Origin of the sequence: Bacillus cereus group sp. BfR-BA-01310 (genome assembly GCF_022664325.1) — a bacterium.
GTDB lineage: Bacteria > Bacillota > Bacilli > Bacillales > Bacillaceae_G > Bacillus_A > Bacillus_A paramycoides.
This window is the reverse complement of record NZ_JAKUHD010000024.1, coordinates 1-25,039: the sequence shown is the minus strand read 5'-3', so window position 1 is coordinate 25,039 and position 25,039 is coordinate 1. Positions and strand designations below refer to the sequence as shown.

The window sequence follows — 25,039 nt, the reverse complement described above, 5'->3', positions numbered from 1 at the left end:
ATTTTTCCATTTATATATTACTATTTCTTATTTTTTATGCTATGATTGATAGGTTAATGAATTGAAAGGGTGATTTTATGAAGTTTGGGAAAATGGGATTAGTGGTTGCAGCAAGTTTAAGTCTTTTCGCTTTATCTGCGTGTGGAAAATCTGCAAAAGAAACAGTTGTTTCTTCAACAGAAAACATTTTAAATGCAAAACAAATGGAATCAAGTGGTTCAATTTCTTTTAAATTCGATTCTAATGCGAAAGATATGAAAACAGAAAATAAAGCGGCAATGGATATGTTAAAAAACATATCAATTACGGTTGATTCAAAAACAGATAAAGATGCAAAAAAAGATGAAATAACAATTGGTGCAAATATTAAAACAGATGCAATGAAAATGGATATATCGATTCCAATGTTTATGGATGAAGGGAAAAAGGCTTTATATGTAAAAGCGAATAATGTAAAATCACTATTACAATTAGCTGGCGTTCCTGGTGATAGTTTTTCTACTCTAGAAGGAAAAGTTATCAAAATGGATATGAAAGATTTAGGAGAAGTAGATACAAAAGAATCTGCGGAAATCCAAGAGAAAGTACAGAAAGCTTTATTAGATGCAATCAAAGCGCTTCCTGAAGACAAATTTACAAAAGAAAAAGATGTATATACTGTGAAATTAACAGGTAAAGATTTAAAAACAGTGATTGAAAAGGTATTTGATGAAATGTCTACAATGAAAAACTTCACTGGAACAAAACAAGAAATTGCAGACTTTAAGAAAGAATTGAAAGATGCAAATCTTGATAAATCTTCTATTTCTTTAACTTATACAATGGATGGAAAAACAATTAAAAAACAGGATGCAGCAATTCATGTCGAAGCAAAAAATTCTAAAGACGAAAAAGAAATAATTAAATTTGATATGAATATTAATTCTGATATCAAATCTATCGATAAACCAATCAAATTCACATTCGATACTTCTGAAAAGAACATTGTTCCAATGGATGAGTTGCAAAAAATAATTGGTGAATTTATGAATCAATCCATGAGGAATGATAAAATGGATGGCGGGGAAGTAACTCCTGTTCAACCAGCTCCAACAGAACCTGCAGCATAAAAAAGACCCCTTAAGAAGGGGCATAGCCACATTGCTATCAAGCTAACAAAACAAAATACAAAAAATACGCTATTCTTTCTGTAGAATCATAGGAAAGGGTGGCGTTTTTGTATGCCTATTTCTGTATCTGATGAATTACAATTATTTGCTCAAGAAATTCAAAGCTTTTTATCTCCAAATATCTTACGAGATTTTGCTAGAGATGTTGGTTTTGTTCAATGAACCAGTAAGTACCAAGCGAAAGATTTAGTCGCTTTATGTGTCTCGAGGGTTATTCTTAAAATTCGTTAATTCTCCACTGCCCCCTAATTGATGTGAGTTTTATGAAGTTACTGTTCCAAAAACGACCGTTTATGGTACTTTACTTATTTCTATCCAGATAGAGAAAAATACTATTCAAATTCAGTTTCAAAACTCATTACCAAAAATAAAAGCTCCAAACATATTAGTCATATACAATATGTTTGGAGTATGATATTTTAAGTGTTTTTTGGATTTAGGTCTTGATAACGTATAGATAATTTAATTAAGGCGGTAGGAATGTATTGGACTCAGATGTTGACTCGGTTAGTTGGCTAAATAACCTCGAGTTTCTTATGGTACCTTTTATTATTTTGAGAATGTAGATTGGATACACTCTCATGTTGCGCAAGGTATTTCAACCTATTAAAAAGCTAGATTAAGTCATCCTTATAAAAGAGGCTTCTTTTTAAGAGATTTTATTTAAAAATATATTTTCATATAACAGATTTAAGGGGGATATTACATAAATGGAGCAGGTTATACAAGAGTTTTTTTCTCCAAGTAAAAACTATAAGGTTCAAATCATTAAAAGAAAAGATGGTTTGTATACAACAGAAGCTTATAGATGGATGGAGGATTGTGGTTATGAATTTTGGAGTTATATATCACAAGGATTTTCGTTGATAGATAGTGAGGAACATGCGCGAAAGATTGCTATGGAGCAACTAAAGGAGTGTTCAAGGGAAAGTTTTTCATATTAATTTTGAATATAGTAGGGGCAAAGAATTTTTAATGTTTTATTAATAATAAGATTGAGGAAGGAATACAGAATAGTTACATTTTTTTGTAAAAAACAGACTGCATTCCAAAATTAACCTTTTATTGTCTATTAATAATTGTTGTAGATTGTTCAACAGAGGAACAAAATTATATAAATAGATTACTGTATACGAATAGGTGGCTCATTTATTAACCATATACCGTCTATTTGAGTCATTTCGAAGTATACATCATCAAAAAGTGACGGTAGTTTTATACATGCATAGTTTTGGCTAGTTTCAATAGGCTTATTTGCAAATTTAAACCTAAATAACAATTCTTTTTGAGACTTTGCACTTTTTAAAAACATTTGTTTATCATTTTCATCATTAAGCGTTGTATAAAAGCGATAGGTAGTTTCGTAATGCTCCTGTTTAATAGAATATAGAAACAATCTTACAATCGTTTCTGGGTTTTGGTTTTGTAGTAGGACAACATCATTGTTTTTGTGAAATTGATTGTACAATCTTTGTTCTTTTTGATTTAATTTCTCAAGGTATGGTGAGGGATACATATACCAGAACAAACTACTGATGCAAACTAGTATTATAAGTCCTGTAAAAAAGATTTTTTTCATTGTTGTTTACTCCTTAATTTCAAAAAGAAATGCATTAGTAAGCCGTTTTGTTTGAAATGGAATTTCTTTTTATAGAGAGGTTTTAGTAAGTAAAATATTGTGATTTTTCATGACTAAATTTCTCTTTTAATTCATGATAGGATATTACTTTAACAAAAGTTAATCAAATAAACAAAGACCCTGTAAAAAATACAGGGCCGGATACAGGGTTAAGGGAACACATAGTTTCTTAAAAACATAATAGCATATATTTTTTGTATAGTTATATGAAGATTTTGACGAATTTAAGAACAAGATAGAAGATTTTTAAGAGAATAAATATAGTACTGGAAATTTGATTTGGAAATGAGATATTCATCTAATTATATAGATGAGAAATGGTGAGTACTTTAATCGTAATACCTTTTAATAAGCAATATAAATTAGAGAAATACACTGGATTTTTAGAAATATATAGAAAAAATTTTGATTAGATAAAAAAAGAAAAGACACCCGAAAGGTGTCTTTTCTTTTGGTATACAGCTCACACGTTGCTAAATTAGATATGAAACCATAATTCGATTATGAAATAAACAACATAAGAAATTCTAACATGATCTGGACTAAAAAGAATATGTAATACTGCATTTTTTTAGTTTTTATTTACTTTATTGAATATAGTGCAGAAATGTAGGCGAAAAGGGCATGTCGATGGTAAGTTCCATTATTTCATTTATTTTAAGATTTGCGATTGCATCGTATTTTAGTAAGAAAAAGTGATTGAGATAGTCCTCAATCACTTTTTTGTTATTTCTATTCATATTTTTAAAATTTTTACCAATAATATACAAGGAAGGTAAAAATGGTTATAAAGTTACTTGAGCATACTTTACTGTATTTAGGGGTGTCAAATATGAAAGTATCAATATTTATCACTTGTGTTGCAGATATTTTTTATCCGGAAGTAGGAAGAGATGTTGTGGAAATTCTTGAACATTTAGGGTGTGAAGTTGATTTTCCTAAAAGTCAAACTTGCTGCGGACAGCCTGCTTATAATAGCGGGTATGTTAAAGAAACAAAAACAGCTGCAAAACATATGATTGAAGCCTTTACTGGTGCAGAATATGTTGTGGCACCGTCGGGGTCTTGCGCTATGATGGTTCACGAGTTTTCGAGCTTATTTTCTGAAAGTGAAGCAGAGTGGAAGAAAAAAGCGACTGAACTTGCAAATAAAACATATGAGTTCACGCAATTTCTTGTTGAAGTATTAGGGAAAGAAGACTTAGGTGCGGAGCTTCATAAAAAAGCAACGGTTCATACATCTTGTCATATGAGCCGATTAATGGGAATTAAGGAACCACCGCAAAAATTATTAAAATGTGTAAAGGGACTGGAAGTTGTTTCGTTACCACATAACTATGATTGCTGTGGATTTGGTGGTACATTCTCAGTGAAAATGCCAGAAATCTCTGAACAAATGGTCGATGAAAAAGTAAAGCATATTATGGAAACCGGTGCGGAAGTGTTAATCGGGATGGATTGTAGCTGTTTAATGAATATAAAAGGGCGTTTAACTCGCAATGGTTATCCAATTGAAGTAAAACATATTGCTGAAGTATTGAATGAAGATCGAAAATAGGAGGGGGATATAAAGATGGGAATGAAAATTGGGAATGATCCCTTTCATAAGCGTGCTGAAACAGGTATTGGGGATCAATTTATGCGGCAAGCTGTCAGGAAAGCGCAAGATGGTCTTAGAGGCAAGAAATTAAAAGCTACTGAGAGTCTTGGAAATTGGGAAGACTGGCGAGCTTTAGGAGAAGAAATTCGAAAGCATACATTAGAAAACCTTGATTATTATTTATATGAGCTGAGTGAAAATATTGAGAAAAACGGTGGTTTTGTTTATTTTGCAAAGACTGCAGAAGACGCAAGGGAATATGTAAAAGAGATTGTAAAAAAGAAAAATGCGAAAAAAATTGTGAAATCAAAATCTATGGTAACGGAAGAGATTAGTTTAAATGAAGCGATTGAAGAAGCTGGAGCGGAAGTGTTAGAAACAGATCTTGCTGAATTTATTTTACAAGTGAATGACCATGATCCTCCGTCACATATTGTTGTTCCATGTCTTCACAAGGATAAAGAACATATTTGTGAAATATTTAAAACAAAGTTAAATTATACTGGAACATCTGATCCTACGGAAATGGCGAGGTTTGTAAGATCGTATTTACGTGATGACTTTTTTGCAGCGGATATAGGGGTGACTGGATGTAACTTTGCTGTTGCAGAGTCTGGATCGATTTCTATCGTAGCAAACGAAGGAAATGCAAGACTTACTACGACACTTCCGAAAACGTTGATTACAGTTATGGGGATGGAACGTATTGTTCCGACATGGGAAGAGCTTGATGTTTTAGTAACACTTCTATGCCGAAGTTCTGTAGGACAAAAGTTAACAAGTTATATTACAGGGTTAACTGAGCCTGGTGGGACAGATGGACCTGAGGAATTTCATTTAGTCATTGTTGATAATGGTCGTTCCGATATTGTAGGAACAGAATTCCAAAGTGTTCTTCAGTGTATTCGTTGCGCGGCATGTATTAATGTGTGTCCCGTATATCGGCATATTGGTGGACATGCATATGGCTCTATTTATCCAGGACCAATTGGGGCTGTGTTGACACCGCTTTTAGGGGGATATGATGAATATAAGGATTTACCTTATGCATCTAGCCTTTGTGGTGCTTGTACTGAAGCGTGTCCAGTGAAAATCCCGTTACACGACTTATTAATTAAACATCGCAGCCGCATTGTAGAAGAAAAACGATCACCTGTAGCTTGGAACGTGGCAATGAAAGGTTTTGAAAAAGCGGTGAAGAGTTCTAGATTATTTTCTTTTGCTGCGAAGAGCGCTCCGTATGCATTAAAACCTCTTGCAAAAGGGGATAAGATCGAGCGTGGAATTGGACCGTTAAAAGCTTGGACGGATGCGAGAGATTTTCCAGTTCCGAAAAAACAACCGTTTCGAGAGTGGTTTGAAAAACACGAAAAGGAGAACGATGATGGCCATCCAAAATCGTGAGGAATTTTTACTCCAATTATCAGAAAAGCTTGGTAGGAAACGTCCAGAAGCAGTGAAAAAACCGAACTGGTCTTTTTCCCCGCAGTGGACTGTTTTTGAAGGATTCACACAAGAGGAACTTGTATTAAAGTTAATGGAGCACTGCGAAGTTATTCATACAGAGGTGAAGCGAACAACAAAGGAAAATCTTGTTGAAACGTTTCAATCTTTTATAAAAGAATGGAATATCAAATCTGTTATGTATTCGAATGATGAGCGCTTTAACGAGTATGGTCTTACTCCATTTTTCAGAAATGAAGGTACAACACATTTTCGTACATGGGGATTAGATCATAAAGAAGAGGACATAGAATTTGCGAAAGCTGCTGACCTTGGCATTACGTTCAGTGATATCACTCTGGCAGAATCGGGAACCGTTGTGCTATTTAATGATGGGTTAAAAGGAAGACATGTTAGTCTTCTTCCAGAGTCATATATTGCAATCGTTCCTAAAAGTACGATTGTACCAAGATTAACCCATGCTACCAAACTTATTCATAATCAAAATAAAGCGGGAGAAAAACTACCGGCTTGTGTGAATTTCGTTTCTGGTCCGTCAAATAGCGCGGATATTGAAATGAACCTTGTCGTAGGTGTACACGGGCCAATCAGAACAGCATATATTATTGTGGATGATCAATAATGATTTACGTTTGCGAAAGAGCGTCAACGCATACGAGTTGGAAATATAGATGAAACACACAATCACATTTATAAGAATACTGAAAATAGAAAGCCCTGGCTATTAAATATAACCAGGGCTTTCTATTTTTAGAAGGATGGGTCCGATAGATTCTACGCTTGCAAAATTTCCATTCTATTGCAAGTGTTGAAACCATGGAGAAAAATATAAAATTCTAATTTATTCATGCGATATTTCCTTCTACACAACATTCTTTTTTTTGTAACATATTTAATAATCTATCTAATTCTTGACTGACACATATTATCTCTGGAGAAGTGAGCATATAGTGTTTAGTTAAGCGAATCATTTCCTGTCTTTTCTTCTCTATTTGGCTTCTTAGTGTTGTACAGTTCATTTCTTGACTCATTATAAAATCTGCTCCTTTCACTTTGAAGATCTAGCTTTAAAAAACATGTCCAAATTATATAATGGAATTATCTCATTAAAAGGAAGTTTACAAAATATGTAATATTTCCCTTTTTAAGTGAAAAAATTACGAAAAATCCGGATTTATCTTATAATTAGAGGCCACAGTATAGTTCACCATCATAAATACCACATTCATTAATACAAGTAATATTTCATTTTTAAAAAGATATCCTCTAAAAAACTCTACCTTATGGCAATATTATAGTTTGAATTATGACGGATTTATGGTTCAAATCGCATAGTAATAAGCATTTCTTTAATAACAATGAAGCATTTATTTTTATATTTTAAAAAAAATCTTGATATAAAAATTAAAATATATAATATATAGGTATAGTGATATTTTGTTTGATTTCGTTTATTCCCACACCTTATGTGTTGTGGTTGAGTTGTAGAAGCAAGTTGTGTTCTTGTTTCAATTGTGAAAGGGCTTCTTTGAGCCGATTAGTGTATATATAGCTTATTTTGCTATGCACATTTTTAATCGACTTGAAGAAGCCCTTTTGTGTTGTCTTTAAGTTTAGGTTTATTGTATAGCCAACACTTTAGGCGATTATTTCATTACTTAGGGGGAACATCATGAATACAATCATGGAAAAATCACAAGAGAAGTTACAGAACAATGCTTATTTACATTGCATTATTGAAGAAATTAAAGAACTAGCTAATCCATTATGGATCAGTTCTATCGATATGTTAAATGCACACAATCAAAATTTCAATGCGAAAGCTACAATGTTTAAGGATATTACCATTTCTGATTTAAGAGATTTGAAAGTGAGTCTAAGTCTAATTTATGCAGCACATAATATCAGTCGTGCAAGTAAAGAAGAGTTGAATCTGCGCTTATCCATTCAATCAGGAAAGGATATTACTTCCTATGAGGAGTGGCTGCTTCATGAAAACAAAGGGATCATATGTGAAATGATTGATGAATTTCGAAATAAAGAGTGGGTACACTCAAATTCGAAATAGCAATTTATCTCACATAAATTGTACAAAATTAAATAATGTAGGGGGACTATTATGACTAACATGATGGAAAATTTACAAGCGGAATTTCCATTAGAATAATTGGGATGGAAGATTACACACACATTCGAAAGCCAAGGGGAATTTTTCGCGTATGTAGCTCCATTTGTTGACGCTCGCGCCATTCAGGACCGATTTGACGAAGTCTTTGGTATCGATAAATGGCAAGTGTCTTATGAAAAATGGGGTGAGAATGCAACAAAGTGTACCATTTCGGTGTTTTTGAATGAACGCTGGATATCAAAAGAGGATGGAAGTGAAGAATCTGACTACAGTTCTGTAAAAGGTGGTTTTTCAAATAGTTTAATGAGGGACTCTCTTTTTCTATCTAAAAAAATAGAAATGACTCATCCAAAGGTGTTGGGTAAATACTCTATTCGAATAATAATAACTAAGATTATTTTTGTTAAATATTTAACCGTTTATAATTTCCCCACCATTCACGTGCAGAATTTGCCCTGATATGTAAGATGCATCATCGGAAGCCAAGAATACATAAGCAGGTGCCACTTCAAACGGTTGGCCGGCTCGCTTCATAGGAACATGGTCTCCAAATGTGGCAAGCCATTCTGGAGGCAAAGAAGATGGAATTAATGGAGTCCAAATTGGTCCTGGGGCCACACCATTAACTCGAATCCCTTGCGATGCCAGTGACAATGACAGCGAACGTGTAAATGAAACAATGGCTCCTTTAGATGCCGCGTAGTCAATTGCATCTTGATCTCCATGATAGGCACTAAGGGATGTTGTATTTATTATAGAGCTCCCTGAATTCATATATGGAAGAGCAGCTTTCGTCAAAATAAACTGCGAAAAAATATTTGTGTGAAAAGTACTTGCTCGTTGGTTTGAATCTACATCAAGTAGACCGTTCTTTATGTATAGTACACCGGCATTATTCACCAAAATGTCAATACGACCAAATTGGTGAATTGTTTGCATTACTGCTTGTTGGCAATGCTGCTCATACCCAATATCACCTGGAATGGTAATGCAACTACGGCCATACTTTTTGACATAGAACTCCGTTTCTTTTGCATCACTATGTTCATTTAGGTATAAGATTGCTATGTCTGCACCCTCTTTCGCGAAGGCTACAGCGACAGCCCTCCCAATTCCACTATCCCCACCAGTTATAAGCGCTACCTTATTTATAAGTTTACCAGCTGGTTTGTAATCGGGGTTATCAAATATAGGTCTAGGTATCATTAATGATTCAATGCCAGGTTTACTTTGTTGTTGAGGTGGGAAACCCATCACAATCACTCCTTTCTGAATTTTCCTATAATAAATGAAATTCTGATATAGGTTATGATTATCATCAGGAAAATATATCCTCCCCAAAGAATTAAATAGAGGAAGTGAAGGGGGATTTACTCCATCAAGGTGTAATGAAATTTTCCATTATTTGTAAAAAGGTATTCATTTTTTTCTTTAGGAAAAGTTAACACACATGTACTATTTTAACAAACTTCAGCTAGAATTCTCCTTCCTCTAAGCGCAGCGTAGGTGGGAGATGAATGGCCCGACCTAACAAAAGTACTTCTGGGTGGTAAAGCATCGTACAATTTGTTTATTATAGAGGCATAAGAACAAACATTCGGAGGTGACGGCATAATGAAATTGAACTCCAGGTTTGAAATCCATCCTACAGAAGAACAACAACATACATTAGAGAGATGGATTTCCATTTGTCGTCAGCAATATAACTCGGCTTTGCTAGATAAACAACGATATTATAAACAAAACAAAAAAGACTTAACACGGTATGAATTACAAGATCAGCAAAAACTTGATAAAAAGATATATCATTTCTTAAAAGAGGTTCCTTCGCAGCCTCTTCAGGAAGTGTTTGCGCGCTTGGAAAAAGCCTATAAAAAGTTCTTTAAAAAGGATGCTGGCTATCCAAAAAGGAAAAGTTTTAAAGAATATCGTTCTATTACTCTTACTCAATTTGGTATGTTCAAATATAAAAAGAAGTTCCTTTTTTCTGAAAATGTATATAGATGCAAAATGCATCATAAATATCCGAAAAATATTTTATATTTCATTAATTTATTCCTTTCCATCTACATTAATCATTTATTGCAACAGCTTTCACGTCTAAAATAAGATGTTTCAACAAAGGAAAGTATACGTATCTTTATAATGATTTTCCAATATAATCAAGGTGTTAATAAAAGGAACTCTGTGTTATTTTTGCTTTTCTACTAACTAATACAGCTTCAAACAATGGACACAATTGCTACATGCCAAGTGTAATTTATTATCCATTCAAGATTCTGTTTATTCAATCTTTCGGAAAATAAAAAAATATTAAACTCATAAATATACAAGTTATAATGAGGGCGTCGAGAGATAATCTATTACCTCTAGAGAAAATATCAAACCTAGTTCTAGTGCAAAAATTCTAAAGACCTTGCAAGTAACCTTCTAAAATTGGACATATTGATACGATTACTCTAAGAAAGGTGTGTGATCAGAAGGGAAATTTATTAACACGAAAAATGAAAGCGTTATCAATTGGATCTTATTTTGAATTGGTCATTCTAATAACTTAGATTCAACTGCAATTAAAAATAATAAATTATGGGGGTGCTTATATGAACATGAATATAGCATCTATTAAAGAAAAAAAGGTTGTTAAATACAAAAGTTGTTTTGATGTGATTGGGCCGGTAATGATAGGTCCTTCAAGTTCACATACTGCAGGTGCTTTGGCTATTGGAACAGTTGCCAATAAATTATTTCAAGGTCTTCCAAAAAAAGTCGTGGTAAGGTATTATGAATCATTTGCTGAAACCCATAAAGGACACGGAACTGATTTTGCAATTATTGCTGGGATATTAGGATTTGCTGCCGATGACAGCAAAGTGCCAGATGCTATTAAAATAGCAGAATCTAAAGGAATTGACATTACCTTTATTGAAAAAGCGGGGGATAGTCCTGCTGGTCATCCAAATACGGCAGATGTATATTTAGAGGATGAAAGCCGAGGTATAAGAACGATGGGTATTTCGGTCGGCGGTGGATTAATTGAAGTCAAACATGTTGAAATTGACGGATTTAGCTTGGATCTGCAGGGGCCATTGCCAGTTATTATTGCGATTTCCGAAAGAGCTGACTTTGAATTTGTCTTACGCAGGATCTTTAAACAATATGATGTGGAAATTAACAACTTTCATAGTTTAGAAGAAAACGGAAAATATTTATATGCATTCGCTTTGGATTCTCTATTGCCTGGTAATGTTCAGAAGGAATTAGGAAATTTAAGCAATATAGCTAATCTCATTATTCTATAGTTACATTAAGGAGTGAAAAAATATGTATATGATCATAAAAGAAATTGTGGATGCAGCTAATAAAAGCCAAAAGCCAATTTATGAATTAGCAATCGAACAGGAAATCGAACAAACTAAAACGTCTTATGAAGAAGTTTGGAGTAAAATGGAAAGAAATTTAGCGACTATGGAAAATGCCATAAATAAAAGTATCGAAGGCGACGGGGTATTTTCTCCGACCGGTTTAACCGGAGGTGATGCTGTTAAAATTAAAAACTATCGAGAAAATAGGAAAACTCTTTCTGGAGATTTGATGGTGTTAGGGATTCAAAGTGCCATCGGTGTTAATGAAGTAAATGCTGCATTAGGGGCTATTTGTGCAACTCCAACAGCAGGTGCGAGTGGGACAATCCCGGGAGTCCTATTTAGTATTAAAGATACGTTGCAGTTAAGTCATGAAGATATGATCCATTTTCTATTCACTTCAGCGTTATTTGGAACGATAGTCGCAAATAACGCTTGTATTTCAGGAGCGTACGGAGGATGTCAAGCTGAAGTAGGCAGTGCCTCAGCAATGGCGGCTGCAGCAGCGGTAGAAGCTGCCGGAGGAACGCCACAGCAATCTTCTGAAGCTTTCTCAACCGCATTACAAAATTTACTCGGTTTAGTTTGTGATCCGGTCGCTGGTTTGGTAGAAATTCCTTGTGTAAAGAGAAACGCCATTGGAACGGCAAATGCTCTAGCAGCAGCGGACATCGCATTAGCCGGCGTAAACAATATCATCAATGCTGACGAAGTTATTGAAGCGATGTATAGAGTTGGAAGACAGATGCCTCGCGAATTAAGAGAGACAGGTTTAGGCGGAATTGCGGCCACACCTACAGGGATTGCCATTAAAAATAAAATCTTTGGAGAGAAACAATCAAATCAATAAACAGTTATCGGCAATATTGTGAAATAGTTAACAATTTTATTCTCTATTGTTCTCCTAAGGATGTCTGTATATTGAGAGGCATTATCACTATAATATACTACTATATAATTAAAATGTTTTGTAAGCGCTAATAAACCCATCAGGTTGATAACTAGCGAATTTTTCGATTTTGATCAACTTAGAAGAAGGGCACACGATGTGGCGCACCTTGTAAGCAATTCGTTTTTCAAGAATGGTCTTATTCCTAAGCCCTAAAAAGAGACGTAAGAATAGGATACAAGGAGGAATTATTATATGAATGGAAATACTGCAAAAAAAATAGAATTTCAAGCTGAAAATACATCAGTAAAAAATGAGAAATATCCAGACCCTAAAAAGTGGCATAAACAGGATACTACCTGGGCATTGAGCCTTTTTGGAACAGCAATTGGAGCAGGAGTACTCTTTTTACCTATTAATGCAGGTTCAGGTGGTTTATTATCATTACTGTTAATTACCATACTTGCATATCCTGTTATGTATTACTCACATAGGGCGCTTGCTAAAATGATATACGCTTCAAATTCTGCTGATGAGGGAATTACAGGTACAATAAGAGAGTATTTTGGAAATAAGGCAAGTATCATTTTTAACATAGTATATTTCGTCTCAATTTATACGATCGTGCTGATGTATTCGGTTGCACTTACAAATACTGCAAGTAGTTTTATGGTGCATCAATTGCACATGCAGGAGCCTCCAAGGGCCATTTTATCGCTTGTATTAGTACTCGGTCTTATCGCTATACTAAATTTTGGTCAAGATATCACTGTAAAGATAATGAGCATGCTAGTATATCCTTTCATAGCTTCTCTACTTTTTATCGCAATATCTTTGATTCCACAGTGGAATACGTCAATGCTTAGTTTTTCAAGTGTTTCTACTGCTTCAACAGGAACAGGATATTTCGGAACGATATGGATGATACTACCAATCATAGTGTTCTCGTTTAATCATTCTCCTATGATTTCGTCATTCGTTATGAAACAGAGAGCTACGTATGGAATAGACGCTACTGATGCTAAGTGTGCTCAAATACAAAAAGTTTGTTATATCATGACATTCGTTGTTGTTATGTTCTTTGTTTGGAGCAGTACCTTGAGTTTGACTCCAAATGATCTTATGATGGCAAAAGAACAGAACTTGTCAATCCTATCCTATCTTGCGAATGAGCTTAATTCGCCTATAATCACTATTGCAGCTCCTATCATTGCTTTTACGGCCATAACAAAGTCCTTCCTTGGCCATTATATAGGAGCATATGAGGTAATGCGTGACATGATTATCAAGTCCAGTAAAAAACGTGGGAAAGATATAGGAGAAAAAACAGTTAAGACAATGATCCTTACTTTTGTCGTATTAACATGCTGGTATGTTGCTTATGCAAATCCAAGTATTCTTGGACTCATTGATGCTCTTAGCGGTCCGTTAGTTGCTGCCATCTTATGTTTATTACCAATGTATGCAATTCGTAAAGTGCCAGTACTAGCTAAATATAGAGGGAAAGCGAGCAATGTATTTGTCATTATTATAGGTATCCTTACTGTCCTAGCAAGTATTAAGTCATTATTCTAATTCACTATTGTTGGTTCTCATGCAAAAATAGTGGGATATGAAAAAAGAACGAAAGATTCCTAGCGGAATTGAATTTTCTATTGTTAAACTAAAGAAATCATGGTTTTGGACAAACTTCTCACCTTGGAGAGTTTGTCCTTTTTTGATCATATGCATAACTTCTATTCCAGCAATCACTTTTTTAGCTGTTTGCAATGATTTTAACGAACTTCAGCCATTCATCTCCTTCCTCTAAGCGCAGCTGTACAGAGGTAATAAAGTTGTTTAAAAAACGCCAGTCATGTTATTCAACAATCGGGCCATTTAATGGAGTTAGGATACTAACGTGGGAGGACGATGTTGAATTAAATTTTCTGTGGTGAAGAATCTATAAAGAAATCTTATCAGATATTTTGATGAAAATTTATTATTGACTATTTCCATAAAATACCTCAATATGATAATGAGTGAGTCGCTCACTCATTAAAAGAAGGAAGAGGGCATGTTCAAATGAGCCAAACAAATATCCTACGGGAAATCGTTTTGCGGAAGCGTAATCAGAGCAAGAATGCCAAAGAACTTCAAATCAGCACAGCAAACAGCATAGTAGAAAGCTGTTACGTTAAAATTGGCGGTATCGATCAGTGGATCACGATTCGTGGTGAAAATCGGAACAACCCCGTTTTGTTATTGATTCATGGCGGTCCGGCTTCGACCTATTCCATCTTCAGTCCACTGTTGCGTTCATGGGAGAAGCACTTTATTATCGTTCAATGGGATCAGCGTGGAGCAGGAAAGACTTTTGGAAAAAACGGTAAAGACGGTAGCGGAACCATCACTTTCGACTGCCTCGCGCAGGATGGGATAGAGGTAGCAGAATACTTGCGCGATAAACTCGGTCATCGAAAAGTAATTCTCATCGGAAGCTCTGTGGGCAGCCTGATTGGTATCATGATGGCAAAGCTTCGACCAGATCTTTTTCATGCCTATGTCGGAACAGATCAGAATGCCTCAGATCCACAAAAACAAGACCTTTTATACAGGTTAACAGTCAACACTCTTCGTACAGCAGGTAATACGAAGGGGGTTCAATTGCTTGAAAAAATGGGATCGGATATATCCCAGTGGAGTCGTAAAGACTACGACATGATAAATCGATTGAGAGTTAAAACTATAAAGGATGTTCCCAATATGATTACAGACCTGATTTTGCCCTCAATGCTCTCATCCCCGGAACATAAAATTAAAGATATAATAGATATCTTTAAAGGTATGAATTTTTCTCTTGACCAGCTATTTGATGAATTAATGGCCTTTGATTTAAAAAAACTCGGACTGCGGTTTGAGGTGCCAATCTTTATCTTTCAAGGAGATAAAGATATTTTAACACCTACTGAGCTGGCTAAAGCATATTACGACGAGATTGAAGCTCCGTACAAAGAATTTGTTTTAATCAAGAACGCTGGTCATCTCGCTTGTTTTGCCCGTGCAGATCAGTTTCTTGAGGAATTGATAGAGAGAGTTTGTCCTTTGGCACCCGCGTCTATCTCCTCATTGTAGAAGCAATAATTTTACCAGTCTGATGGTACAATGAATATAACATTTTTCAAAGATTCGGAGGTTGGAATGAATGTCTCCATTAAACAGACAGCGGCTTGATCAAATCCGTGACGAACGCAGGGAGGAGATAAAGCAAGCAGCACTTAAAGTGTTTGCCCGCCGAGGGTACACAGGAACAAAAATGAGCTTGATTGCTAAGGAAGCTAGTATTAGCGAAGGACTAATTTACCGGTATTTCAATTCAAAAAAAGCATTGTTCATTACACTCATACAAGAATTGATGGAAGAAGCGAGCAGGGAACTCGAGAATGTTCAACACTTGCCTGGAACACCCTTTGAACAAATTAAAAATTTAACTGAAAACATGCTGGATGAAAATAGTAAATACGCCTTTATGCTCATTGAACGGGCCCGTAAGGATGATGATGTCCCAGAAAGGGTCACCCAGATCTTTGAACATCTTCCTACTAATGGTCTAACCGATCTGCTGGTTCCAGTCTTCATTAAAGGACAAAAATCTGGTGAATTTTCCCCAGGAGAACCACGTAAGCTGCTTAGCTGGTATTTTACCATCGTCATCAGTCTTCTCACTCAGGAACAGGGGGATGAAGAATATGGGTTACCGGATGTGGAAGTGTTAATGCGTATTTTGGCAAAATAATTTTTAAAGAAGCTTTTGATATCTTATCTTATACCTTCGTTGCTCCACAATCGGGCGCGATTGTGGAGCAATATAGATAGGAAATGATCAAACTTTATTTTAAAGCAACATTAAAAGGTGGCTTCGATCAGGGAAGTTCCCTAATACTTATAAAAAAACAGATAAGCAAGGATGGCAAATACCTCAACAAGACCTTCAAACATAATTAATTTCAAGCTGCAAGCCTTCATTTAAAGAAAATCAAACATCGGGCCAGATTTTTGAAAAAAATATCTTGAAATTATATCAAATAAATAAGCCATTTAGGAGGTGACAATCATTAATGAAACAACAAGAACACGTTATCTTTCGTGAAGTTCAACGACCACAACAAATTTGGGTATGGATACTCATATTGGGGATCGCCACACTGATGTGGTATGGATTCATTCAACAAATTATCCTTGATACCCCGTTTGGAGATAAACCAGCTCCTAATGGTGTGTTAATTGTTTTGTGGTTGTTTTTTGGGATTGCCTTTCCTGTATTAATGCTTGGGGTATTGAAACTGATCATTGAGGTCCGTGAAAAAGGTCTTTATGTTCCTTTTCATTTTCAATATAAGCAGTACCTTTTCAAAAATATACGTCACTATGAAAGTATTACTTACAGTCCACTAAAACGATTTGGAGGATGGGGAATTCGTTTTAACCTTAAGGGTGAAAAAGCCTATAACATGAATGGAAAGAAAGGTATTGAGTTAAAGTTGAAATATAACACAGTGGTAATTGGCACTCAAAAACCGGACGAATTAAAAAAAGCATTGGATTCGGCACAAAAAGCATAATGAAAATTAATCTTCAACAAACGGGCGCTTTTGTTGAAGAACTTTTTTGAAGTAGATTCCCAAATTTGGGAATCTACTTTCTAGATATTTGCATAATTGTAAATATTATATATATTTATGAAAAACTGGTTTACTAAGGAAGGTGTTATATGAGTTACAAGAACACACTTATTACCATTTCCTTGCTCTTTGGAATGATACTTATAAAGAAGCTGGAAAAGGGTTAACCTATACCTCTTGCTCTGCCAAGCTTACTCAATTAAAGAAGCAACAGGATACGATTTGGTTAAAAGAAGTAGATAGTATCACTCTTCAATCCACATTAAAAAATCTCGCAGATGCTTTTTCACGTTTTTTCAAGAAACAGAATGATATGCCTCGATTCAAGTCTAAAAAGAATACAGTTCAATCCTACACAACTAAGCAAACGAACGGAAATATTGGAATTGTAGGCAACACAATAAAATTACCGAAACTTGTCCTTATTCGCTTTGCTAAAAGTCGTGAAGTAGAAGGGCATATCTTGCATGCAACGATTCGTCGTAACCCAAGTGGTAAATACTTTGTATCTATCCTTGTTGAAACAAACGTACAAGAAATGCCTAAAACTGAATCCACTTGTGGAATCGATGTTGGATTAAAAGATTTTGCCATTCTTTCTGATGGCACAATATACAAGAATTCTAAATTCTTCCGTACATTAGAAGAAAAGTTAGGGAAAGCACAGCGTACCCTTTCTAGAAGAACAAAAGGTTCTTCGAATATGAAGCTTTTCTGAAATGCGCTTGGGGTAATTAATTAGTATTCATAATAAAGAGCAGCTAGCAAAAGCTAACTGCTCTGCTCCAGAGGAATTGGAGAATGGGTTGTCTACAGTATTGACGGAATATTGAGTTTTATCCCATTTAAATCCAAAAAATGAATTTAATAATTACGATTCGATTAAAGATACTTAAAACACACTATTAATATTAAGTAAAAAAGTAAGAACAATGTAAGTGTGATTGTAATTATACTTCTAATCGTTGTTTTCGCAGTAGTTGGCGTATTCATTCCTATAAGGCCACCAATGAAGGTCCAGCCTGTTAATATCAGTAAAAAAATTATTGGGTCGGTAGAACTCCAATTCATCGCTGTATTAATAGATTCATTTTCAAAGTATAGGATAAGTAAACCAACACAAATAAACGAAAAAATAAAAGACCATAAGTTGATAGTGTGCTTCATGATTGCTCCTTTATTAACATGATGTTTTTTTACTGAATTTTAGCAAATAGTAAATGGATTTAAAACAAAATAATCCTTTGCGCGACACGTTTCCTTATAAGTGTGTAAACACGAAATAGGAGGGTTATCAATTTGATAACAACAACTGACTGAAAGTAGGAATGAAAGCCGTCAGGTTGAGCTGAAACTACTTATCTAATACTCCTACATGCAAGGCGTGATAGTAGTCACAAATTGTATGAAGCTAGGTGAAGTCGGCTGAACAAAACCTAAGTGAGAAATCATATGGTAATGGATAGGTCGGGATGCTACAAAATATCTATGGTGAGAATGTCCAAATTAACGGACTGGCGAACTTGCGAATATACGGGTCTAAATTATTAATACATAAGAAATATGTATGTCGTCAATGACGATGTTATCTACCGAAAAGTAAGATTAAAGGATATGAAATTCGGAACATCTAACGATGATGATGTAAAGATAACAGGCTTACAGCAAGCACCTAAGGATATATGTATAGCTAGGTCAATCGGAACGTGGTAAGCAAGAAACTGTCACCAACGCCTACTAGCGGACAGATGTATATAAGGTTCTAACGAACCGAAATTGCTTCATTCTTGTGAAGGTGGGGACACAGTACCGACGAAACATGTAACGAATGTGGAGGGATAGTCCCTAGTCTTGTTCTTTGAAAACTAAACTTACTAGATGTAACTCACAGGATCGAGTAAGATGATGGGACTTTTCGTAAGAAAGGGGAATTAACACATCGGTGAGTACAACATTACGACATGCAGAATATTACGATATACAAAAAGTGTTTGATGATTTATATCAACGTAGCAAAAACAATGCTACTAAAGGTATAAATTTATATAAACACATCATATCAAAAGAAAATATTCTACTGGCATATAGAAACATAAAGGCTAACACTGGCTCTAAAACTGAAGGAACAGATGGTATCACAATCGACCATTATAAAATGGAAGATGTAGATTCTTTCGTTGATAACATAAGAAATGCTCTTGTAGACTACAAGCCAAACACGGTACGTAGGGTAGAAATACCTAAACCAAATGGAAAGAAACGCCCATTAGGAATACCTACAATGAGAGATAGATTCATTCAACAAATGCTCAAGCAAGTTCTAGAGCCAATATGCGAAGCGAAATTCTACAAGCATTCATATGGGTTTAGACCCAATAGGTCAACGCATCATGCGATGGCTAGGTGTCAATTCTTGATGAATCGTGGGGGATATAGTCACGTAGTTGATATTGATATACAAGGTTTCTTTGACAACGTAAACCACTCCAAATTACTAAAACAACTATATACCATAGGTATAACTGATAGAAGAGTACTGACAATCATCTCGAAAATGTTAAAAGCACCAATCAAAGGAGAAGGCATTCCTACAAAAGGAACTCCGCAAGGAGGAATTCTAAGCCCATTACTAAGTAATGTTGTATTGAATGATTTAGATTGGTGGATATCTAGTCAGTGGGATAATATCAAAACAAGAAAACCATATACACTACCAAATAAAAACTATCATCTATCAAAAACAAAATTGAAGAGAATGTATATAGTTAGGTATGCGGATGATTTTAAAATATTTACAAACAATCACAAATCTGCAACTAAAATATTCCATGCAGTGGAAGGTTATCTCGGGAATCAATTAAACCTTAACATATCTAATGAAAAATCAACTATAACTAACCTAAAAAGAAAATCTTCGGATTTTCTGGGGTTCTCTATTAAATTCGTTAAAAAGCGCAAAAGATATGTAGCAAACACACATGTAAGCGCGAAAAAGAAAAAGGATATCCTTGAAAAAGCAAAAACAAGGATTAAAGCAATTCAAAAGAATCCATCAGGGAAAACAGTACAGGACTATAACTCTTACGTGCTTGGCATAAAAAACTATTACAAAATTGCAACACATGTATCTATAGACTTTGCTGAAATAGCCTTTCGTCTCTCGAAAACCTTGTTTAATCGTCTAAAATCAATAGGGAAATATAAGATTCCTACCAATGCAAACGCATTATACAAAAGAACTCACAGGAATAATTATAGAACCTTTGAAATAGCAGGTAATCATGTATATCCACTAGCGGACATACAAACACGATTCCCTCAAAGTTTCAGTCAAGACATATGTAACTACACTATAAAAGGAAGACAAAAACTCATCAAAAGCCTAAAAGGTAACATTGCCAATGAAATGCAGAAGATGTTGCTATCATCCACTAAAGGGCAGAGTGTGGAGTATACAGATAACAGAATGTCGAGATATTCTATGCAAAATGGAAAATGTGCTGTTACAGGAATCTTTTTGTTAGCTGATGAAGCGCACTGTCATCACAAAGTACCGAAAGGTATGGGAGGAACTGACGAGTTCAATAACCTAATTATTGTACATGAATTTGTCCACAGACTGATTCACGCTACAAATGAAGAGACGATTAGAACGTATATGAGAATACTTCAATTGAACGATAAACAATTGAAGAAAATAAACAAACTCCGTAAAGCTTGTAATCTAGTTACTTTAGTATAAAAGAATAAGATGGGACGCTGTATGCGATGAAAGTCGCACGTACAGTGTTAAGCGGGGGAAAAGATGGAGATAACTTCAAAGTCTTACCTATCGCAACTAATAGAAAGCGAGGAATAAAAATGGGACAAGGAAACCGTGGAATGGCTTTTGAAAAGCTTATTAATCTAGTGAATGAAATGTATCAAAGAGGTGGAGTGGCGCTTATAAACAAGCGTTCAACCCCTGTGAAGGTGTTAAAGAGTAAAGGTGGCCGTGTACTAAATGGATTCTATGAAGCTAAAAGTACAGTAGACTATGACGGTGTGTATAAAGGAAGGGCTATTGCATTTGAAGCGAAGTCTACGGGGAATGCTACACGATTTGATTTAAAGAACATTGCGCAGCACCAATTGGATTATCTGGAGAAAGCAGAGAAGATGGGAGCGATTTGTTTCTTCCTTATTGGGGTCCCGCCAACCAAATGACATAAAACCCACGCTAATACATTTTTTGGAAGATAAAAAACCAGTTTTCCTACGTTAAGGAATTTCGGCCTTTATGTTTTATCTTCGGAGTGGTCGTAATGATTCTAATGTAGTTGATTGCTTAAATTTAAACTTATACTCACCAAGGAAGTTGATATGTTCCCATCCAAGCGGTGAAATATGATGTAACAGCTCTTCCTGCAAGACACCGTTCTCTTTTCTATACTCTATCGCCTTGGTTAAATATACCGTATTCCATATACTAATGGCATTAATAATAATATTTAATGCACTAGCTCTTTGAAGTTGATCCTGCAGCGCACGTTCACGCAACTCTCCACGTTTGCCGAAAAAAATAGATCTAGCCAAAGAGTTCATAGCTTCACCTTTATTTAATCCACGATGAATTTTTCTTCTTAATGTTTCACTTGAGATGTAATCTAAGATGAAAATTGTTTTTTCAATCCTTCCCATCTCACGAAGTGCTGTAGCCAAACTATTTTGCCGAGCGTAAGAACCGAGCTTTCCCATAATAAGAGAAGCAGATACAGTACCCTTCCGAATAGAATGAGCTAATCGTAATACATCATCTGAATTACTAACAAGACAGAATGAAGACTTAAAAAAACGGCTGGATAAGGTACTTCCTTCCGCACAAGAACAACAAAGAAGAGCGTATTTATCGACAGCCGAAACGTTTATTCAATTATCCTTTCATCGAGAAAAAGAAGGCTATAATGAGCGGAAAGAAAAAGCAAAATCCATTATGAGTGAAGAACTTTTACAACAATTCTATCCCACTGACAAGTATGAGTTAGGAGATACCTATAAAACGAAACCAATCGAAATGAAGTTTTATTTACAAGAGAATGAACCCGATCAAGAGGAAGTGAATGTGTTAGCTGAATTTATAAATGTCACGACGGATTCAACGCAAAATCGAGAAGAAAAAGTTAAAAATGTGTTGCGAATCATCATAAAAAAGGAAAAGGAAACATGGCGAGTGACAAGTGTAGAAGAGCTCAATATGAAAGTTTTATAACAAAAAAGGTGAGGTGAGAGTGTGATAGGTGCAATTAGTAAGAAGAGTGAAAGAATCAATTTGAGAAGAAATAAGTCGTGGATCTACCTAGCAATTATCAGCTTTCTATTTTTAGGTTTTTTTGCTTTCTTGACATCTAAAATCTACATGCCGAACGATGAAAAACTATTCCATACGGAAACGAATAAAGTAATCAAGTTGTCAGGGATGGGGGAATTGATTGTAGAGCAAAGGGAATACAATCCGCATAAAAACTTTATACAAATTCGCTTTCGGATAGAAGGATATGAGGAAACAGGATTTACGTTTAAGGCACAAGAAAAAGCAAAGCCGGGTGTTCAATTACCTGTCAAAGTGTTGTATGAAGAGAACGGAAATTATGTGATTGAAGTAAAAGAATTATCTCCAAATTGGGGAGCATTAGCTTTCGATATTTACAATAAAAACAGTGAAAAAGAACAAATGGATATTCGTAAATTCACACAAAATGCTAATGAATACGAAGAAGAAAATGCATCAACAAAAAGTCCAAATAAACTTGTTCAGACGATTTTTACCGATCAAAGAAAAACGAAAGTAAATGATGAATTGTTAGCTGAAGATAAAAAAACATATGAGATAGATTTTATAGATAGAGACAAAAAAGATATTGAAACAAAGATTGAAAATTACGGAAAAGCAATCAAGCTTGAAGAAGAAAATGCGAAGACAGTTTTTGAGAAAGTGAAAGAACTAAAAGATGAAATGAAGTACCAAACCGAAGCGGAAAAAACGGAAACTCAATCGAAAATATCATTTTTAGAGTCCAAAATAAAATCATCAGAAAAGAACGTTGAATTGTTTAAAGGAGAACAAAAAATTGCACGAGATAAGATCCGAAAATTAGAGCAAAAGGCACAAGAAATTAATAAAAACTAAACAAAGACATAGGGACATGATGGAGACATTGAGGGAAAACAAGGGGACACGGACGGGACATTTAGAAAAAATAACGGGACGTGATGGAGACATTAACAAAAAATATGGGGACGTAATGGGGACATTCAACCTCTTTCCTTGCCCCCATCGTTTTGCTAGGCTCCGCCTAGCCCCACACCCTCGGTGGGGGCAAAAACCCCTTATGCTCTTCTTACTATTTTTGGTTCCCTATCCACAATTGCAGAAAGGAGCGAAAATTGTGCATCTAAAAATAAGAGATATAGATCCAGTTGCCTTAAAAAAAATAGATGAAATCGCAAAAAGGAAAGGATTATCCAGGCAGAAATTTTTGAAAGCTCAAATTGAAATGTTGGCATTTTTTCAGCAACAAAATAAAAGGGAAATGGAATTAGAAAATCTCATTGAAAAGAACATCCATATGATGAGTGATTGTTATAGCGAAATGAAAAAAATGAATGAGTTTATTCAAATGATGATGCAGGATGTTGAAAATGAGTAATGGGGTTCCTGTTCAATCTTCAGTCACACCTGGTGTTATTTTAAAAACAAAATTTGTGTTAACGAGTTCTGATGCCTTTCAGAACTATATTGAGTATGTAGACCGGGAAGAAGCACAAAGTGAAGTGAAACTAAATCCGAAAATGTTTGAAATGTATCAAGAATATATGGGGAATCCAGAAAAGACATCGGCACTGTTTACGGAACACGCAAATCGTTTAACAGAAAGTGAGAAAAAAGCCTTAAAGGAAATGTTTAAAACCGCTCACGAAAATGGAAGTATTATGTGGCAAGATGTCATTTCATTTCATAATCCTTGGCTAGAGGAACAAGGCATTTATGATTCGAAAACAAAGACTTTAGATGAAAAAAAGTTAATGGATGTAACCAGGCTTGCGATGAAAGAAATGCAAAAAAGAGAGGGATTAGAAAAAAGTTCTACCTGGTCCGCGGCCATTCATTTTAACACGGATAACATTCATATTCATGTGGCAACTGTTGAACCATTTCCAACGAGAGAACGTGGAAAAAGAAAACCAAAAACATTGGATGCGATGAGGGGAAAAGTTGTAAATAATCTGTTAGATCGTAAGCAGGAACAAAAACAAATTAATGATCTGATTCGAAACAATATGGTGGGAAGTAAAAAAGAAGATTCGGTTTTTGAGTGGCGCAATCAACATTTGAAGCCACTGTTTTTACAAATTTATAAACAGTTACCAAATGATAAAAGACAGTGGCAATATAGCTACAATACGATTCAGCCATTGAAGCCAGAAATTGATGAATTAAGCAGGCGATATATTCAACATCATCATAAAAAAGATTACGATCAGTTTCTCCAAAAGTTAGATAAAGAAGTGCAAGTTTTTAAAGAAGCATACGGGGAAGGCAAGTATGATAAGAAGCAATATGAAAATTACAAGACGAATAAAATTAATGACTTGTATAAAAGAATGGGGAATGCCTTTTTACAAGAAATGAAGGCGTACGATAAAGAACAAAAGAGAATCCATCACATGAAAAAATCAAATCCGTTTCAAAAATTTCAGCAGAATGTATCTATTCAGTATTCCATGAAGAAAGTGGAGCGTGCTTTTAAAAGTGAATATGAAAGTTGGAAAAACCAAAAGTATTATGAGCGGATGCAAAGGGAAAATGCATATGAAAACGAAAGGGGGTAGATTATGGGGAATGAAAAAGTACGAATGAAGTTATCATTGAGTGAAAACGTTCATCATTATGTTCAAGAGTATATGGAGGAGAATAATATTACACATCCTGGTGATGCCATATCGAAAATTTGTATGGAACATCAAGCATCAAAAAATACAGAATGGTCATTGAATTATATTTCAGAAGTTGTTTCTAAAAATCTTCATGACATATTAAAAAGTGAGCTAACAAAAATTCGTCTTGGTGCAAATAGTGCGGATCGAAAT

Annotated in this window: 20 protein-coding genes and 7 pseudogenes; 22 read left to right on the top strand and 5 right to left on the bottom strand. The window is 35.0% G+C overall.

Features of this window, described 5'->3' with window-relative positions; translation table 11 throughout:
• Nucleotides 1-77 precede the first annotated feature (77 nt).
• Entirely contained in the window at nt 78-1,109 is a 1,032-nt protein-coding gene (locus tag MR109_RS25450; RefSeq protein ID WP_048374243.1) for a hypothetical protein, read from the top strand.
• 770 nt (nt 1,110-1,879) lie between these two features.
• A complete protein-coding gene (locus tag MR109_RS25445) occupies nt 1,880-2,113 on the top strand; it encodes a hypothetical protein (RefSeq protein WP_025147688.1) in 234 nt (77 codons plus the stop codon).
• A 179-nt stretch (nt 2,114-2,292) separates the two neighbouring features.
• Here the strand turns inward: MR109_RS25445 and MR109_RS25440 are convergent, their stop codons facing one another.
• A complete protein-coding gene (locus tag MR109_RS25440) occupies nt 2,293-2,748 on the bottom strand; it encodes a hypothetical protein (RefSeq protein WP_144572350.1) in 456 nt (151 codons plus the stop codon).
• A gap of 892 nt (nt 2,749-3,640) precedes the next feature.
• Here MR109_RS25440 and MR109_RS25435 point away from each other — a divergent pair.
• Genes MR109_RS25435 through MR109_RS25425 form a run of 3 tightly spaced genes read left to right on the top strand, consistent with a single transcriptional unit; the run spans nt 3,641 to nt 6,494 of the window.
• A complete protein-coding gene (locus tag MR109_RS25435) occupies nt 3,641-4,366 on the top strand; it encodes a (Fe-S)-binding protein (RefSeq protein ID WP_242274350.1) in 726 nt (241 codons plus the stop codon).
• A 15-nt stretch (nt 4,367-4,381) separates the two neighbouring features.
• A complete protein-coding gene (locus MR109_RS25430; protein ID WP_071721384.1) occupies nt 4,382-5,812 on the top strand; it encodes a LutB/LldF family L-lactate oxidation iron-sulfur protein in 1,431 nt (476 codons plus the stop codon).
• On the top strand, nt 5,793-6,494 hold the full coding sequence (locus tag MR109_RS25425; RefSeq protein WP_048374238.1) for a LutC/YkgG family protein: 702 nt from the start codon (nt 5,793-5,795) through the stop codon (nt 6,492-6,494). The genes MR109_RS25430 and MR109_RS25425 overlap by 20 nt, the downstream gene beginning before the upstream one ends.
• A gap of 223 nt (nt 6,495-6,717) precedes the next feature.
• Here the strand turns inward: MR109_RS25425 and MR109_RS25420 are convergent, their stop codons facing one another.
• The gene (locus tag MR109_RS25420) at nt 6,718-6,903 is read right to left on the bottom strand and encodes an aspartyl-phosphate phosphatase Spo0E family protein (RefSeq protein ID WP_002175056.1); all 186 of its coding nucleotides are present in this window, start codon (nt 6,901-6,903) and stop codon (nt 6,718-6,720) included.
• Nucleotides 6,904-7,544: 641 nt separating this feature from the next.
• Here MR109_RS25420 and MR109_RS25415 point away from each other — a divergent pair.
• Together MR109_RS25415 and MR109_RS30290 are read left to right on the top strand one after the other, a co-directional pair.
• Nucleotides 7,545-7,940: a hypothetical protein gene (locus MR109_RS25415; RefSeq protein ID WP_242274348.1), complete on the top strand. Its 396-nt coding sequence runs from the start codon at nt 7,545-7,547 to the stop codon at nt 7,938-7,940.
• 99 nt (nt 7,941-8,039) lie between these two features.
• A pseudogene (locus MR109_RS30290) lies at nt 8,040-8,309 on the top strand (RAD52 family DNA repair protein); the annotation flags it as partial.
• Nucleotides 8,310-8,411: 102 nt separating this feature from the next.
• On the opposite strand, the gene MR109_RS25410 reads toward MR109_RS30290, so the two are convergent.
• Nucleotides 8,412-9,254 carry an SDR family oxidoreductase gene (locus MR109_RS25410; protein WP_242274347.1) on the bottom strand — a complete coding sequence of 281 codons (843 nt, stop codon included), beginning with the start codon at nt 9,252-9,254 and terminating at the stop codon, nt 8,412-8,414.
• 360 nt (nt 9,255-9,614) lie between these two features.
• Between MR109_RS25410 and MR109_RS25405 the strand changes: the two genes are divergently transcribed.
• From MR109_RS25405 to MR109_RS25390, 4 genes are all read left to right on the top strand, one after another.
• Nucleotides 9,615-10,109, top strand: coding sequence for a helix-turn-helix domain-containing protein (locus MR109_RS25405; RefSeq protein ID WP_242274345.1), 495 nt, complete (start codon nt 9,615-9,617; stop codon nt 10,107-10,109).
• Between the two features lie 491 nt (nt 10,110-10,600).
• Complete coding sequence (gene sdaAB, locus MR109_RS25400; RefSeq protein WP_242274343.1) at nt 10,601-11,299, top strand: L-serine ammonia-lyase, iron-sulfur-dependent subunit beta; 699 nt, start codon at nt 10,601-10,603, stop codon at nt 11,297-11,299.
• Between the two features lie 22 nt (nt 11,300-11,321).
• Nucleotides 11,322-12,212, top strand: coding sequence for an L-serine ammonia-lyase, iron-sulfur-dependent, subunit alpha (gene sdaAA, locus MR109_RS25395; protein ID WP_025147696.1), 891 nt, complete (start codon nt 11,322-11,324; stop codon nt 12,210-12,212).
• Between the two features lie 294 nt (nt 12,213-12,506).
• Nucleotides 12,507-13,826: an aromatic amino acid transport family protein gene (locus MR109_RS25390; protein ID WP_242274342.1), complete on the top strand. Its 1,320-nt coding sequence runs from the start codon at nt 12,507-12,509 to the stop codon at nt 13,824-13,826.
• An 81-nt stretch (nt 13,827-13,907) separates the two neighbouring features.
• Here the strand turns inward: MR109_RS25390 and MR109_RS25385 are convergent.
• Nucleotides 13,908-14,030, bottom strand: a pseudogene (locus MR109_RS25385) (IS6 family transposase); the annotation flags it as partial.
• 285 nt (nt 14,031-14,315) lie between these two features.
• On the opposite strand from MR109_RS25385, the gene MR109_RS25380 reads away from it, so the two are divergent.
• The 6 genes and pseudogenes from MR109_RS25380 to MR109_RS25355 form a co-directional block, all read left to right on the top strand.
• The gene (locus MR109_RS25380) at nt 14,316-15,365 is read left to right on the top strand and encodes an alpha/beta fold hydrolase (protein ID WP_098307498.1); all 1,050 of its coding nucleotides are present in this window, start codon (nt 14,316-14,318) and stop codon (nt 15,363-15,365) included.
• Nucleotides 15,366-15,435: 70 nt separating this feature from the next.
• Nucleotides 15,436-16,026: a TetR/AcrR family transcriptional regulator gene (locus MR109_RS25375; protein WP_098307496.1), complete on the top strand. Its 591-nt coding sequence runs from the start codon at nt 15,436-15,438 to the stop codon at nt 16,024-16,026.
• 322 nt (nt 16,027-16,348) lie between these two features.
• Complete coding sequence (locus MR109_RS25370) at nt 16,349-16,852, top strand: DUF6141 family protein (RefSeq protein ID WP_242274340.1); 504 nt, start codon at nt 16,349-16,351, stop codon at nt 16,850-16,852.
• 142 nt (nt 16,853-16,994) lie between these two features.
• A pseudogene (locus MR109_RS25365) lies at nt 16,995-17,615 on the top strand (RNA-guided endonuclease TnpB family protein); the annotation flags it as partial.
• 1,239 nt (nt 17,616-18,854) lie between these two features.
• Nucleotides 18,855-20,654: a group II intron reverse transcriptase/maturase gene (gene ltrA, locus MR109_RS25360; RefSeq protein ID WP_098307491.1), complete on the top strand. Its 1,800-nt coding sequence runs from the start codon at nt 18,855-18,857 to the stop codon at nt 20,652-20,654.
• Between the two features lie 119 nt (nt 20,655-20,773).
• Nucleotides 20,774-21,097: pseudogene (locus MR109_RS25355) on the top strand (Holliday junction resolvase RecU); the annotation flags it as partial.
• Nucleotides 21,098-21,196: 99 nt separating this feature from the next.
• On the opposite strand, the pseudogene MR109_RS25350 reads toward MR109_RS25355, so the two are convergent.
• Nucleotides 21,197-21,715 (bottom strand): annotated as a pseudogene (locus MR109_RS25350) (Tn3 family transposase); the annotation flags it as partial.
• Between MR109_RS25350 and MR109_RS25345 the strand changes: the two are divergent.
• The 5 genes and pseudogenes from MR109_RS25345 to MR109_RS25325 all read left to right on the top strand — a co-directional run.
• Nucleotides 21,705-22,160: pseudogene (locus MR109_RS25345) on the top strand (MerR family transcriptional regulator); the annotation flags it as partial. The pseudogenes MR109_RS25350 and MR109_RS25345 overlap by 11 nt on opposite strands.
• Nucleotides 22,161-22,181: 21 nt before the next feature.
• Nucleotides 22,182-23,078, top strand: a complete 897-nt coding sequence (locus MR109_RS25340; RefSeq protein ID WP_242274338.1) for a hypothetical protein — start codon at nt 22,182-22,184, stop codon at nt 23,076-23,078.
• 259 nt (nt 23,079-23,337) lie between these two features.
• On the top strand, nt 23,338-23,598 hold the full coding sequence (locus MR109_RS25335) for a hypothetical protein (protein WP_242274336.1): 261 nt from the start codon (nt 23,338-23,340) through the stop codon (nt 23,596-23,598).
• Entirely contained in the window at nt 23,591-24,781 is a 1,191-nt protein-coding gene (gene mobP2, locus MR109_RS25330) for a MobP2 family relaxase (RefSeq protein WP_242274334.1), read from the top strand. Before MR109_RS25335 ends, mobP2 begins: the two co-directional genes overlap by 8 nt.
• A gap of 3 nt (nt 24,782-24,784) precedes the next feature.
• Nucleotides 24,785-25,039, top strand: a pseudogene (locus MR109_RS25325) (hypothetical protein); the annotation flags it as partial.

What these genes read in the sequence shown, in the direction of transcription:
- MR109_RS25375 (WP_098307496.1), top strand. Translation starts at nt 15,436, where the DNA reads ATGTCTCCATTAAACAGACAGCGGCTTGATCAAATCCGTGACGAACGC.
- MR109_RS25425 (WP_048374238.1), top strand. Translation starts at nt 5,793, where the DNA reads ATGGCCATCCAAAATCGTGAGGAATTTTTACTCCAATTATCAGAAAAG.
- sdaAA (WP_025147696.1), top strand. Translation starts at nt 11,322, where the DNA reads ATGTATATGATCATAAAAGAAATTGTGGATGCAGCTAATAAAAGCCAA.
- MR109_RS25450 (WP_048374243.1), top strand. Translation starts at nt 78, where the DNA reads ATGAAGTTTGGGAAAATGGGATTAGTGGTTGCAGCAAGTTTAAGTCTT.
- MR109_RS25390 (WP_242274342.1), top strand. Translation starts at nt 12,507, where the DNA reads ATGAATGGAAATACTGCAAAAAAAATAGAATTTCAAGCTGAAAATACA.
- MR109_RS25410 (WP_242274347.1), bottom strand. Translation starts at nt 9,254, where the DNA reads ATGGGTTTCCCACCTCAACAACAAAGTAAACCTGGCATTGAATCATTA.
- MR109_RS25435 (WP_242274350.1), top strand. Translation starts at nt 3,641, where the DNA reads ATGAAAGTATCAATATTTATCACTTGTGTTGCAGATATTTTTTATCCG.
- mobP2 (WP_242274334.1), top strand. Translation starts at nt 23,591, where the DNA reads ATGAGTAATGGGGTTCCTGTTCAATCTTCAGTCACACCTGGTGTTATT.
- MR109_RS25370 (WP_242274340.1), top strand. Translation starts at nt 16,349, where the DNA reads ATGAAACAACAAGAACACGTTATCTTTCGTGAAGTTCAACGACCACAA.
- MR109_RS25420 (WP_002175056.1), bottom strand. Translation starts at nt 6,903, where the DNA reads ATGAGTCAAGAAATGAACTGTACAACACTAAGAAGCCAAATAGAGAAG.
- sdaAB (WP_242274343.1), top strand. Translation starts at nt 10,601, where the DNA reads ATGAACATGAATATAGCATCTATTAAAGAAAAAAAGGTTGTTAAATAC.
- MR109_RS25415 (WP_242274348.1), top strand. Translation starts at nt 7,545, where the DNA reads ATGAATACAATCATGGAAAAATCACAAGAGAAGTTACAGAACAATGCT.
- MR109_RS25445 (WP_025147688.1), top strand. Translation starts at nt 1,880, where the DNA reads ATGGAGCAGGTTATACAAGAGTTTTTTTCTCCAAGTAAAAACTATAAG.
- MR109_RS25405 (WP_242274345.1), top strand. Translation starts at nt 9,615, where the DNA reads ATGAAATTGAACTCCAGGTTTGAAATCCATCCTACAGAAGAACAACAA.
- MR109_RS25380 (WP_098307498.1), top strand. Translation starts at nt 14,316, where the DNA reads ATGAGCCAAACAAATATCCTACGGGAAATCGTTTTGCGGAAGCGTAAT.
- MR109_RS25430 (WP_071721384.1), top strand. Translation starts at nt 4,382, where the DNA reads ATGGGAATGAAAATTGGGAATGATCCCTTTCATAAGCGTGCTGAAACA.
- MR109_RS25440 (WP_144572350.1), bottom strand. Translation starts at nt 2,748, where the DNA reads ATGAAAAAAATCTTTTTTACAGGACTTATAATACTAGTTTGCATCAGT.